The organism is Marinobacter bryozoorum (genome assembly GCF_023156245.1).
Classification (GTDB): domain Bacteria; phylum Pseudomonadota; class Gammaproteobacteria; order Pseudomonadales; family Oleiphilaceae; genus Marinobacter; species Marinobacter bryozoorum.
The window spans coordinates 64075-76512 of record NZ_JAKZAH010000006.1; the positions used below are offsets into that span (position 1 = coordinate 64075).

At 64.3% G+C, this 12438-nt stretch carries 10 protein-coding genes; all 10 read right to left on the reverse strand.

Going from position 1 to position 12438, the window contains the following annotated elements:
* Positions 1-533 precede the first annotated feature (533 nt).
* Genes nuoN through nuoE form a run of 10 tightly spaced genes read right to left on the reverse strand, consistent with a single transcriptional unit; the run spans position 534 to position 12438 of the window.
* Positions 534-1973, reverse strand: coding sequence for an NADH-quinone oxidoreductase subunit NuoN (gene nuoN, locus MLC59_RS05295; RefSeq protein ID WP_427901702.1), 1440 nt, complete (start codon positions 1971-1973; stop codon positions 534-536).
* Positions 1970-3502 carry an NADH-quinone oxidoreductase subunit M gene (nuoM, locus tag MLC59_RS05300; RefSeq protein ID WP_248231633.1) on the reverse strand — a complete coding sequence of 511 codons (1533 nt, stop codon included), beginning with the start codon at positions 3500-3502 and terminating at the stop codon, positions 1970-1972. The genes nuoN and nuoM overlap by 4 nt, the downstream gene beginning before the upstream one ends.
* Positions 3499-5367 (reverse strand): NADH-quinone oxidoreductase subunit L, encoded by a 1869-nt coding sequence (nuoL, locus tag MLC59_RS05305; protein ID WP_248231637.1) that lies wholly within the window; start codon positions 5365-5367, stop codon positions 3499-3501. The genes nuoM and nuoL overlap by 4 nt, the downstream gene beginning before the upstream one ends.
* Positions 5364-5672, reverse strand: coding sequence for an NADH-quinone oxidoreductase subunit NuoK (gene nuoK / locus MLC59_RS05310; protein WP_248231638.1), 309 nt, complete (start codon positions 5670-5672; stop codon positions 5364-5366). Before nuoK ends, nuoL begins: the two co-directional genes overlap by 4 nt.
* Complete coding sequence (gene nuoJ, locus MLC59_RS05315; RefSeq protein ID WP_248231640.1) at positions 5669-6208, reverse strand: NADH-quinone oxidoreductase subunit J; 540 nt, start codon at positions 6206-6208, stop codon at positions 5669-5671. The genes nuoK and nuoJ overlap by 4 nt, the downstream gene beginning before the upstream one ends.
* A 15-nt stretch (positions 6209-6223) precedes the next feature.
* Complete coding sequence (gene nuoI, locus MLC59_RS05320) at positions 6224-6793, reverse strand: NADH-quinone oxidoreductase subunit NuoI (protein ID WP_248231642.1); 570 nt, start codon at positions 6791-6793, stop codon at positions 6224-6226.
* A gap of 8 nt (positions 6794-6801) precedes the next feature.
* Positions 6802-7779, reverse strand: coding sequence for an NADH-quinone oxidoreductase subunit NuoH (gene nuoH / locus MLC59_RS05325; RefSeq protein ID WP_248231643.1), 978 nt, complete (start codon positions 7777-7779; stop codon positions 6802-6804).
* The gene (gene nuoG / locus MLC59_RS05330) at positions 7776-10502 is read right to left on the reverse strand and encodes an NADH-quinone oxidoreductase subunit NuoG (RefSeq protein ID WP_248231645.1); all 2727 of its coding nucleotides are present in this window, start codon (positions 10500-10502) and stop codon (positions 7776-7778) included. The genes nuoH and nuoG overlap by 4 nt, the downstream gene beginning before the upstream one ends.
* Before the next feature lie 44 nt (positions 10503-10546).
* Positions 10547-11929, reverse strand: a complete 1383-nt coding sequence (nuoF, locus tag MLC59_RS05335) for an NADH-quinone oxidoreductase subunit NuoF (protein ID WP_248231647.1) — start codon at positions 11927-11929, stop codon at positions 10547-10549.
* Positions 11926-12438 carry an NADH-quinone oxidoreductase subunit NuoE gene (gene nuoE / locus MLC59_RS05340; protein ID WP_248231650.1) on the reverse strand — a complete coding sequence of 171 codons (513 nt, stop codon included), beginning with the start codon at positions 12436-12438 and terminating at the stop codon, positions 11926-11928. Before nuoE ends, nuoF begins: the two co-directional genes overlap by 4 nt.

The window sequence follows — 12438 nt, forward strand, 5'->3', positions numbered from 1 at the left end:
TGGCGCTGCTGATAGTTGAGCCCCTGACGCAGGCGCTGCATCTTCGCGATGTCGGAAACCCTTCTGCGTACGATGGGGCTGATGCTGTCATGGACTGGGTAAACAGAACCCAGTCCGTGGAGGCGATATTAAACGCAGCCTCGGGCGCCTTATTACCCAAAAAGATCGTTGCCAGCACACCAACGGGGAGAGCTTTCTCCAGCCAGTCTCCGTTTCGTTCCACTTTCCGGATAGCTTCAAGAGCTTCCTGATTTTTTTCACTGAGCTGAAGATCTACAATGCTTGGACATTCCATTCCTTTTCACCTTCCTTGTTTGAGACGGCTGTAAGTGTAAAGCCAGACAGGCCCGGCAGTAAGTACTTGAGATGCCAGCAGGCACCTTTGTCTGGAAATTGAGGCCTGTAGCAATGGGGAACTTCTGCTCATTCTCTCTGACTAGGGGGCCCGTCTGGGTAATTCTCCGTAACTCCGACTTTTCCCGGTCAGATGTGCCGCTCCAAGGCATCAGCCAGAGACAGCACAAACAAGCCCTTCAAAGCGCTGCAGACAAGTCAACAACCCAGTCAATAACCGGCGCCGGATAAACCCCGATCACCAGGATCAGCACAGCTACCACCATCAGCGTCAGGCCACCAACACGGCTCCCCCAGTCCTCGGTCGCATCCCGCCGGCGCATCCCGGGTTCTGGCATATACAGCGTCACCATTACCCGCAGATAATAGAACAGGCCGATAGCACTGCCGGCGACTATGCTGCCCACCAGCCACCATCGGGCATCCGCCACACCCAGGGCAATTACATAGAATTTCCCGATAAACCCGGCGGTTAATGGAATACCCGCCAGCGAGAGGAAACTCACGGTCATGACAGCTGCCAGCCACGGCCGGCGCCAGAACAGGCCCCGGTAATGGTGCAGGCCGGCGGCGTCTTCGCCGCCGAAGGGGCTGGACACCTGGGTGACCACGCCGAAGGCAGCCAGGGTGGTGACCAGGTAGGTGATCAGGTAGACCCCGGTGGCTTCCACGGCCAGTTGCCCCCCTACGACGATCGCGACGAGCAGGTAGCCGAAGTGGGCGATGGACGAGTAGCCCAGCAGCCGCTTCAGGTTGGGCTGGAACAGCGCCAGCAGGTTGCCGCCGAGCATGGTGATGAGGGCTAGCAGGGTAAACAGGGTACGTAACCACTCACTATCAAAAATGGGTGCGACCATGACCAGCCGCAGCAACACCAGGAATACCGCCAGTTTGCTTACCGTGGCGAGGAAGATGGTGGCCGGTGCCGGGCCGCCCTGGTACACGTCCGGGGTCCATAGATGGAAAGGCACGATGGACAGCTTGAAGCCCAGGCCCACCACCATCAATACCGCGCCGGCCAGGGTCCAGGCATCCGGGGAGGCGGCCAGTCCGGCAGCGAGGCCGGCCAGGTCCATGCGGCCGGTGCGGGCGTAGATCAGCGCCATGCCGAACAGCAGGAAGGCAGTGGCGGCGGCGGATAGCACCAGGTACTTGATGCCTGCCTCCAGGGACCGTTCCGCCCGGAAGCTGTAGGCCAGCATGCCGTACAAGGGCATGGACAGCAGCTCCAGGCTGATGAACAGGGTCGCCAGGTGGTCGCTCGCCACCAACCCCAGGGCGCCGGTGACGGCACAGAGCAACAGCAGATAGAACTCTTCCCGGGGACCGATATAGCCAGTCAGGTAGTGGTGGCTGAGGGCCACGGTCACCAGGGCACACAGCAGCACCAGCACGCTGCCCATGATCGCCAGGCCGTCCACCGTCATCAGCGGCGGTGATGTCAGGGCTCCGGCGGCCAGGGGTACGCTCAGCAGGGCCAGCACCAGCCCACCGGCGGACACCATGGCGGTGCCGGCATGGTGCCGTTGCCAGGCCACACCCAGCATCACTACCACGGCGGTGGTGGCGACAATGATCAGCGGTAGCAGGGAAACCAGGCTTTCCAGGGTCAGCATCAGTTCACCTCCCCTGCCCGGGCGGCCAGATCACTGGCATCGGTGAACAGTTCAGCAACCGGTGCGGCCACGGCAGCGGTGGTATCCAGCAAGGGTTGCGGGTAGAGCCCCACGGCGATGGTCAGCACCAGCAGGGTCAGCATCATGCCGTACTCCCGGGCATCAGGACCTTTCAGCGGACCGGGGCGATACTCGGGCCCGTAGTGCACCCGCTGCATCAGTAGCAGGGAGTAGATGGCCGCCAGCACCAGCCCCACACTGGCGATGACCACCACCACCGGCGCGCTGGGGAAGGTGCCGAACAGCACCATGAACTCCCCCACAAAGTTGGCGGTGGCCGGCATGCCCAGGGAGGCGGCCACAAAACACAGGGTAAACCCGGGCAGCACCGGTATCCGGCTCCACAGCCCGCCCATGGTGCGCATGTCCCGGGTGTGGATGCGTTCGTAAAGCTGGCCGCTGAGGATAAACAGCCCGGCGCTGGAGAAGGCGTGGGCCACCATCAGGATAATGGCCCCCTGGATCGCCAGTTCCGAGCCGGAATACAGGGCAATCAGCACAAAGCCCATGTGGGAGATACTGGTATAGGCAATCAGTCGCTTGATGTCCTGCTGCCCGCAGGCCAGTACCGCCCCGTAGATGATGCCCACCAGCCCCAGGGTCATGGCGACCGGGGCAAAGGCCGCAGACTGTTCCGGGAACAGCGGCAGGGCAAAGCGGATCATGCCGTAGGCGGCGGTTTTCAGCAGGATGCCCGCCAGGTCGACACTGCCAGCCGTGGGCGCCTGGGCGTGGGCGTCCGGCAGCCAGCCGTGGAAGGGCACCACCGGCAGTTTCACCGCGAAGGCGATAAAGAACCCCAGCATCAGCCAGAACGCCAGCGGTTCCGGCACATCGGTACCCCGCAGCACGTCATAGCTGAACGACAGTTCGCCAGTATTGCTGTAATGGACGAACACCAGCGCGAGGATCGCCACCAGCATCAGCAGGCCGCTGGCCTGGGTGTAGATGAAGAAGCGGGTGGCGGCGCGGATGCGGGTCTGGCCGGGGGAGCCACTGTGGCCCCACAGGGCAATCAGGAAATACATGGGCACCAGCATCATTTCCCAGAACAGAAAGAACAGGAACAGGTCCAGGGCCAGGAATACGCCCACCACGCCGCCGAGGATAAACAGCAGGTTGAGGTGAAAGAAACCCACGCGGTGGGCAATCTCATGCCAGGAGCAGAGCACCGCCAGGGTGCCCAGAAAGCCGGTCAGCGCCACCAGTATCAGTGACAGGCCGTCCATTGCCAGGTGTATTTCGATGCCGAATCGGGGAATCCACGGTACCCGCCACTCCAGCAGCCACTGGCTTTCATAACTGCCGGGCAGACTGAAGTCACCCCCGAGCCATAGCACCACGCTGATCACCAGTACGAACAGCATGGTGGCCAGGGCGATCCAGCGGGGTGCCTGTTCGCCCCAGCGCTCTGCCTGCCAGCACAGCAGGCCCCCCAGGAACGGGATCAGGATCAGCCACACCAGGATCATGCGACACCTCCCGGTACCAGGGCCAGTGCCAGTAATATCACGGTGGCACCGAATACCATCACCACCGCATAGCTGCGGGTACGCCCGTTCTGGCTGCGTACCAGGCCGGCGTTGAATCCGCGGGCGATCAGTGCCGGCAGGTTCATGATCAGGTTGATAAAGTCGAACCGCAGCATCCGTACACTCCATTGCCAGGGCCGCACCAGTACCCGGTCGAACAGGGCATCGAAGCCCCAGGCGTGGTGCCAGAGTTTCCAGAGGCTGGCGCCGGCGCCTTTGCTGGCCACGTCATCAAGCCATGGTCGGCGCATCAGGAACAGCCATCCGGCCAGGGCCAGGCCGGCCACGACCGCGCCGATCGCCAGTACCTGCAACAGGGTATGGCCACCTTCGACGGCTTCCCCCGGGGCGTCCGGGAACAGCCCGCCCAGGCCCGGATACAGCCAGGCGCCGATGAAGGTAGAGAGTACTGCCAGCACCACCAGCGGCAGGTGGTGGGTGATCAGGTTGGTGCCGGGTTCGGGGTGACGGGCGTGGTCGCTGCCGGGTTCACCATGGAAGGTGCCGAGCACCAGCCGCACGGTGTAGATGCCGGTTAGTACGGCCCCCAGCAAACCGGCGATCAGCAGTCCGTTGCGGTCAGCGGCCATGGCCTGCCACAGGATTTCGTCCTTGCTGAAGAAGCCGGCGCTGACGAGCGGCAGGGCCACCAGGGCGGCGCCACCCACGATAAAGCCACCATAGGCCACCGGCAGCTTGCGCCACAGGCCGCCCAGCTTGCGCATATCCTGTTCATGGTGGCAGCTGATAATCACCGCCCCGGCGGAGAGGAACAACAGGGCCTTGAAGAAGGCGTGGGTGACCAGGTGGAAAATGGCCGCGTCGAAGGCCCCCACTCCCAGGGCGAGGAACATGTAGCCGATCTGGCTCATGGTGGAATAGGCCAGCACCCGCTTGATATCGGTCTGGGCCAGGGCCGCAAACGCCGCCAGCAGCAGGGAGATGGCGCCGATCACGCCCACCAGCAGCATCACGTCTGGCGCCAGCAGGAACAGGCCGTTTAGCCGGGCGATGAGGTAGATCCCGGCGGTGACCATGGTGGCGGCGTGGATGAGTGCGGACACCGGCGTGGGGCCAGCCATGGCGTCCGGTAGCCAGGTATGCAGCGGTACCTGGGCGGATTTGCCCAGGGCGCCGCCGAGTACCAGCAGGGCGGCGAGGTTGGCCGTGGCGCTTCCTTCGGCCCAGAACTCCGGTGCCCGGGTCAGCACGGTGGCGATGTCCAGGGTGCCCAACTCCATGAAGACCAGGAACAACCCCAGCGCCAGGAACACATCGCCGATGCGGGTCACCACAAAGGCCTTGAAGGCGGCCCGGGCATTATCCAGGCCCTGGTAGTAGTAGCCAATCAGCCCGTAACTGCACAGGCCGACGCCTTCCCAGCCCAGGAACAGCAACAGCAGGTTGTCCCCCAGCACCAGCAGCATCATGCTGAACACGAACAGGTTCATCCAGGCGTAGAAGCGGGTAATGCCGGCTTCGCCGGTCATGTACCAGGCGGCGAACAGGTGGATCAAAAAGCCCACCCCGGTGATCACCGCCATCATCACCAGCGCCAGGCCATCCACCCCCAGGCCGATGGTGGGCTGGAAGTCTCCCACCGAGATCCAGGTCCACAGGGTGATAATCTCGCGGTCGCCGGTGTGGGAAAGCACCGCCCATAAGGTGGCCAGGGCCGCCAGCCCCACGCTGCCCACGCCAATAACCGAGCTGCCCCGTGCCCCCAGCCGGCCGCTGGAAAACGCCAGCACCAGGGTGCCCATCAGAGGAAACAGGAACGAAAGTACCACCGGTGTAACCATCATCCACGCATCCTGCTGGCTGCATCGAGATCAAGGGAACGGTAACGCTGGTAGAGCTGGATCATCAGCGCCAGGCCGACACTGGCTTCCGCCGCCGCCAGGGTGATGACCAGCAGGAACATGGCCTGGCCGTCCGGCTGGCTCCAGGCGGTGGCCCCCACCACAAAGGCCAGGGCTGCCGAATTGAGCATCACTTCCAGGCTCATCAGCACGAACAGCATGCTGCGACGCAGCATCAACCCGGCCAGCCCCAGGCTGAACAGGATGCTGGCGAGGATCAGCCCGTGTTCCATGGGAATACCGTTCATGGCGTGCCTCCACGCTTGCGGTTGCCCGTCATCTTCCGGTTCAGGGGATTGCTGCGCCGGCCTACGTGGGACGCGGTAACCAGCGCCGCCAGCAGCAGGATGGCGGCCAGTTCCACCACCATCAGCCAGGGGCCGAACAGGGTCAGCCCCACGGCCCTGGCGGTGAGCAGTTCTCCGTCAATCACCTCGCTTACCCCACCCTGGCGCAGCAGCGCCAGCAAGGCTCCCAGCAGGACCAGCGCCAGCAGCGACGGTCCCAGCCAGTGGCGGGGGTGGGTCCAGGTCAGCTCGCGCTCGGCGTCCGGGCGCAGGTTGAGCATCATTACCACGAACACAAACAGCACCATGATGGCGCCGGCGTAGACAATGATCTCCAGGGCCCCGGCAAAGGGTGCACCCAGGGCGAAGAACACCATGGCCACCGCGATCAGCGAGACGATCAGGTACACCACCGCATGCACCGGGCTGGTGCCGGTGATCACGCCGACGGTAGCCAGCACCGCCACCAGGCCACTGAGGTAGAAGGCGATCTCCATCAGGTCCGGTTCCTTCTATGGCAGCAGTGAACGCACATCTTCCGGTGCCTCCTCGTTCTTGGCTTCGCCCTTGTCCTTGCCGCCGATGGCCAGTCCGGCCACCTTGTAGAAATGGTAGTCATGGTCCTTGCCGGGGCCGTTGATCAGCAGGTCTTCCTTCTCGTAAACCAGCTGCTGGCGGCCGTACTCCCCCATCTCGAAATCCGGTGTCAGCTGGATGGCGGAGGTGGGGCAGGCTTCCTCGCACATGCCACAGAAGATGCAGCGGGAGAAATTGATGCGGAAGAACTCCGGGTACCAGCGGCCGTCCTCCTGCTCTCCCTTTTGCAGGGAGATGCAATCCACCGGACAGGCCACCGCGCACAGGTTGCAGGCCACGCAGCGCTCCTCGCCGTCCGGGTCCCGGGTCAGCACGATGCGGCCCCGGTAGCGGGGCGGCAGGTATACCTGTTCCTCGGGGTAGTTGACGGTTTCCCGCTTGCGGAAACTGTGCATGAACACCATGCCCAGTGTGCGCAGCTGGGACCAGGTGGCCGGCACCAGCCAGAGTACGGAACGGATGACCGGGACCTTCTGTTTCTCCATAAGGCCTCCTATCCACCCACCAGGAGCATGACTGCTCCGGTGGCCAGTAAGTTGATCAGTGTCAGCGGCAGGCATACCTTCCAGCCGAAACTCATCACCCGGTCATACCGGGGCCGGGGCAGTGACGCCCGCAGCAGGATGAACAGCATGAGGAAGAACCCTGTCTTGATTGCGAACCAGAGAATCGGTGGCAGCCAGGGGCCGTGCCAGCCGCCGAAGAACAGGGTGACGATCAACGCGGACACCAGCACCATGCCCACGTATTCGCCGATAAAGAACATGCCGAACTTCATGCCGGAGTATTCAATATGGTAGCCGTCCGCCAGCTCCTGTTCGGCCTCCGGCTGGTCAAAGGGATGGCGGTGGGTCACGGCGACACCGGCGATGAAGAAGGTGGCGAAGCCGAAGAACTGGGGAATGATGAACCACAGGCCTTCCTGGGCGTTGACGATGTCGCGCATATTGAAGGATCCGGCCAGGGCCACCACCCCCATCAGCGACAGTCCCATGAATACCTCGTAGGACAGGGTCTGGGCCGACGCCCGCAGTGCCCCCAACAGGGCGTACTTATTGCCGCTGGCCCAGCCCCCAAGCAGCACGGCGTAGACGTTGATGCCCGCCATGGCCAGGAAGAACAACAAGCCGATGTGCATGTCCGCCACGCCCCAGCCGGGGGTGATGGGGATGATCACAAACGACAGCAGCAGTGAGGCAAAGGCGATGATCGGCGCCAGAACGAACAGGGGCCGGTCCGCGAAGGGCGGTATCCAGTCCTCCTTGAAGAAGATCTTAAGCATGTCGGCAATCAGTTGCCCTGTGCCGAAGGGCCCCACCCGGTTGGGGCCATAGCGGTCCTGCCACAGGCCCAGCAAACGACGCTCCACCACGGTCAGGGCTGCCCCCAGCAGCACCGCCCCCAGCAGGACCACCAGGGCCTGGAACATTCCCCAGAGAATGGCGGCCAGTTCCGGGGTCCACCAGTTCATGGCGCACCTCCTTCGGCCTTGCGCAGGGTCAGTGTGTCGCCCTGGGCCAGGCCGGGTAGCAGACCCGCAGGCAAACCAGCCCAACCGGAGGGCCACTCGCCCTGCTCTTGCACGGTCAGGGCCGGTCCATCACCGATGAGGACGCTGTCCCCCTGGCAGACCCCCAATGCCTCGGCATCCTTCTGGTTCAGGATAAGCACAGGCGTGGTCATTCTTTGCTGGATGGGCTCGGCCCGGGCCGAGGTTTCCTCGCCGCCGAACAGCCTTGGCAATATCAGGGCGCGCAGCGATCCATCCGTGGTGTCTCCCGGCGCGGGCGGCACAGCGGCGCTGTAGGACCGGTGCCCTGCTTCCCGCTGAATCAGGCGAATCCCCGGGTCGCCGCCCCGGAGGTGTCCGCCGATCTCGTCGGTGAACTTGTTCCAGGCCTGGGGAGAGTTCCAGCCCGGGGCCCAGGCGAAGGGCACCTGCTGGCGCGGCTGGTCGAAACCGCTGTAGCCCTCCATGGAAAACGCGAAGGGTGTGTCCGGGTCCTGCGGGGGGCGGACTTCGCTCACCGCCAGGTTGGCCCGCATGGCAGTACGGCCGCTGTAACGGTGGGGTTCCCGCGCCAGGCGCAAGCCTTCGATGCGGTAATCGGCCCCGGGGGCGGCGTCCACAATACCGGCCAGTGCGGCATGGGCCTCGGCGCAGGCCCGGGTTACGGCGTCCAGGTTGATGTCGGTGACCGCCTCTCCCCTTAATCCGGCCGTCAGGGCGTGCAGCCAGCGCCAGCTTTCATGGATGCGGGCCTCCGGACGCATATAGGCGGGTTCGAATACCTGGAAAAAGCGCTGGGCCCGGCCCTCGAGGTTGACCAGGGTGCCGTCGCCTTCGGCAAAGGTGGCCGCCGGCAGGGTGAAGTGAGCCCCTGACGTTGTTGCGGTGCTCTGGTGGTCCACGACCACCTGGATATCTGCGCGCCCCAGGGCTTGTTCCACCTGCTCCGGTGGTAGCCGCTGGTAAAGGTCGTTTTCCAGAACTACCACGGCGTCGGCCCGGCCCCCATTCAGTTCGTCCAGGGCCCAGTCCAGGGCCTGGCCACCCATCAGTGAAAGGCCGGTACTATTGGCTTCCCGGCGAATCAGCACCAAACCGCCCTGCTTGGCCCGCCGGGCCAGGGCCTGGGCAATATTGCCCGCCGCCTGCAACACGGCTTCCGACGCCAGGCTGCCACCGCTGACGATCAGCGGGCGCTCAGCGGCCATCAGGTCATCGGCGATACGCCTGGCCGTTTCGCGGGTGTCCGGGTCAAGGTGGTCCACCGCGGGTGCGGCCGGATCAATGAGATGGGCCACGGCAAAGCCCAGCCGGGCGATGTCGTCCGGCGCCAGGGAATAGCGGCCGGCGGCCACGTCGTCCAGGTCCGTGCCGGTGGGCCAGGCAATATGCATGGGATGGTAGCTGTCCTGCCCCAGGGTTTTCAGGGCTTCGGCATTCCAGGCCGGCACTCCGATCTTCTCGCCCATGGCTTCTCGCCGGGCCAGGGCTGCCTGGCGCAGGTTCAGCCCGAGGCGCCCGGCACTCTGTACCGGGTCTTCACCCAGCACCAGGATGGCGTCGTGGTCTTCGATCTCCCTTGGCGTCGGTGTGGGCAGGCCCGTGGTCCGCTGGAGGTGGTTCATCAGGTCAAGGCAGGCCTGCTCCCGGGACTCGATGCCAGTGGAGAAGTTGTCAGGGCCCACCAGTTCCCGCAACTGGTGATTACTCTCCAGGCTGGCCCGGGGTGAGCCTATGCCGATAATCCTGCGGGCATGGCGGAGGGCATCGGTGATGCGGTTCAGGGCCGTATCCACCTCCAGCGTTACCGGCGGCTGCCCGGCCCCATCCCGCCACAAGGGCACCAGGGGGCGGTCGTTACGGTTCACGTAGCCATAGCCGAAACGACCGCGGTCACAGAGGAAGTAACCATTCACTTCACCGTGGTAGCGGTTCTCGATGCGGCGGATGGTGCCATAGCGTTCCCCGGGGCTGATGTTGCAGCCGAGGGAGCACTGGTGGCAGATGCCCGGTGCAAACTGCAGGTCCCACTTGCGGGTGTAGTGGTCGGAATGGCTCTGGTCGGTGAAGACGCCGGTGGGGCAGACCTCGGTCAGGTTACCGGCGAACGGACTTTCCAGGGTGCCATCCTCGTAGCGCCCGAAGTAGATATTGTCCTTGGCGCCGAAGGCGCCCAGGTCGGTGCCGCCGGCGTAGTCGTTGTAGAAGCGCACACAACGGTAGCAGGTGATGCAGCGGTTCATCTCATGGGCGATGAACGGCCCCAGGTACTGGTTGCGGCGGGTGCGTTTGCGGTAGCGGTAACGGCGCCGGTCATGGCCGGTCATCACCGTCATGTCCTGCAAATGGCAGTGGCCGCCCTCCTCGCACACCGGGCAGTCGTGGGGGTGGTTGATCATCAGCCATTCCACCACGCTGGCGCGGAAGGCCTTCGCTTCCTCGTCGTCAATGGAAATGCGGGTCTGGTCTGTCGCCGGGCTCATGCAGGACATCACCAGCATGCCCTTGTCGTCGTCCGCGTCCTTGTACTGACGCACCGCGCACTGGCGGCAGGCACCGACGCTGCCCATGGCCGGGTGCCAGCAGAAATAGGGGATGTCCAGGCCCAGGGACAGGCAGGCCTGGAGCAGGTTCTGGGCCCCGTTCACCTCGTATTGCTGTCCGTCCACATGGATGATGGCCATGGTTCAGTCCCGTTTGCCTGGGTTTGTCACCGGGCGTTCTGTTCTCATACTTCCCCCACCGGAATCGGGTCCTGGTGGGCTTCGCCCCTGGGCTTGCCCACGCCTTGTTCGAATTCATGGCGGAAATGTCTGAGCGCCGTCTGCAACGGCATGGCGGCACCGGGGGCATGGGCGCAGAAGGTCAGGCCGGGACCGCAGTCCGCCGCCAGCTTGTCCAGGAGCTCGATATCGCCGGGCTCGCCCTGCCCTTGCTCCAGTGACTGCAGCAGTTTGACGACCCATGGCAGGCCGTCGCGGCAGGGCGTGCACCAGCCACAGGATTCCCGGGCGAAGAATTGCTCCAGGTTGCGCATCAGCGACACCATGCTCATATCATCCGGCACCACCGTGAGCAGACCGGTCCCAAGGCGGCTGCCCTCCTTGCCCATGGTGTCAAAGTCCAGGGGCAGCTCCAGGTGCTCTGGCAACAGGAATCCGGTACTGGCACCCCCGGGCAGCCAGGCCTTGAGCTGGCGGTTGTCCCGCAGACCCCCGGCGCGGTCGAGAATCTCCATCCCGGTGGTACCCATGGGCAGTTCCCACAGGCCAGGGTTGTCCACCGGGCCGGAACAGCCGTAGAGCTTGCTACCGCCATCGTCGGTGCGGTCGCCGGACAGGCCCTGGTACCACCCAGCGCCGTTAAGGATCACCGCCGGTACGTTACACAGGGTTTCCACGTTGTTCACCACCGAGGGTTTGCCCCAGGCACCGGACTGCCCCGGGAATGGGGGCTTGCCCCGGGGATTGGCGCGCTTGCCCTCCAGGGAGTTGATCAGCGCGGTTTCCTCGCCGCAGATGTAGCGCCCGGCGCCGGTGTGTACGGCAATGTCGAAGTCGAACCCGCTGCCGTTGATGTCCGGCCCCAGCCAGCCGGCGTCCCTGGCCTCATCAATGGCCCGGTTCAGAACCCGGGCGGCCTCCACGTACTCGCCGCGCAGGAAGATGTAGCCATAACGGCTGTTATTGGCAAAGGCCCCGAGGATCATGCCCTCGATGAGCAGGTGGGGCTGCTGTTCCATCAGCAACCGGTCCTTGAAGGTGCCTGGTTCCATCTCGTCCGCGTTACAGATCAGGTAACCACGGGGTATGTCGCCCCCTTGCAGGGTCAGGCTCCACTTGAGTCCGGCGGAGAAGCCCGCCCCGCCACGGCCGCGGACGTTGGCTTCCTTCATGGTGGCAATGATGGCCTGTGGGTCCCCTTCAGAGAGCGCCTTGCGCACGGACTGGTAGCCGTCCTTGCGCAGGTACTCGTCGAGCCAGACCGCCTCGCCGTCGTCCCGCAGCCGCCAGGTGAGCGGGTGGGTGTCGGCACGGCGTTCCGCCTCCGTTTGCAGCAGCCGGCTGCGATAGCCCACAGACCGGCGCTGGTTGGGTATGGACTCGCTCATGGGTAGCCCTCCAGCAGGCCGGGCAAGTCGTCGGCAGTCACCGGCCCGTAGGTATCGTCGTCGATCATCAGTGCCGGGGCACCGTCACACGCCCCCAGACAGCAAACCGGCAGCAAGGTGAAGCGGCTGTCGTTAGTGGTCTCGCCATAATCGATGCCCAGCTGATCCACCAGGGCCTGTTTGAGTTCGTCAAACCCGGTCAGGAAGCAGGAACTGCTGTCACACACCAGGATCACATGGCGCCCTACCGGCTGTCGGAAGATCAGGCTGTAAAAGGTGGCCACGCCCTCCACCGCACCGGGGCCGATGCCGAGTACCCGCGCAACCGCCGGGATCGCCTCATCCGGTACCCAGCCGTGGCGGCGTTGGACGATCTTCAGGGCCTCGATGCAGGCGGCCTGGGGCTGCTCGTAGTGTTCCAGTTCCCTCAGGATGGCGGTCTCATCTGCCGGGTGAAGCTCGAAGCCGTCGCTGCCGATAATCTGTGATGTAGCTACAGGCTCTGCCAT

What these genes read in the sequence shown, in the direction of transcription:
- nuoM (WP_248231633.1), bottom strand. Translation starts at nt 3,502, where the DNA reads ATGATCCTGGTGTGGCTGATCCTGATCCCGTTCCTGGGGGGCCTGCTG.
- nuoL (WP_248231637.1), bottom strand. Translation starts at nt 5,367, where the DNA reads ATGATGGTTACACCGGTGGTACTTTCGTTCCTGTTTCCTCTGATGGGC.
- nuoK (WP_248231638.1), bottom strand. Translation starts at nt 5,672, where the DNA reads ATGAACGGTATTCCCATGGAACACGGGCTGATCCTCGCCAGCATCCTG.
- nuoJ (WP_248231640.1), bottom strand. Translation starts at nt 6,208, where the DNA reads ATGGAGATCGCCTTCTACCTCAGTGGCCTGGTGGCGGTGCTGGCTACC.
- nuoI (WP_248231642.1), bottom strand. Translation starts at nt 6,793, where the DNA reads ATGGAGAAACAGAAGGTCCCGGTCATCCGTTCCGTACTCTGGCTGGTG.
- nuoH (WP_248231643.1), bottom strand. Translation starts at nt 7,779, where the DNA reads ATGAACTGGTGGACCCCGGAACTGGCCGCCATTCTCTGGGGAATGTTC.
- nuoG (WP_248231645.1), bottom strand. Translation starts at nt 10,502, where the DNA reads ATGGCCATCATCCATGTGGACGGACAGCAATACGAGGTGAACGGGGCC.
- nuoF (WP_248231647.1), bottom strand. Translation starts at nt 11,929, where the DNA reads ATGAGCGAGTCCATACCCAACCAGCGCCGGTCTGTGGGCTATCGCAGC.
- nuoE (WP_248231650.1), bottom strand. Translation starts at nt 12,438, where the DNA reads ATGGCAGAGCCTGTAGCTACATCACAGATTATCGGCAGCGACGGCTTC.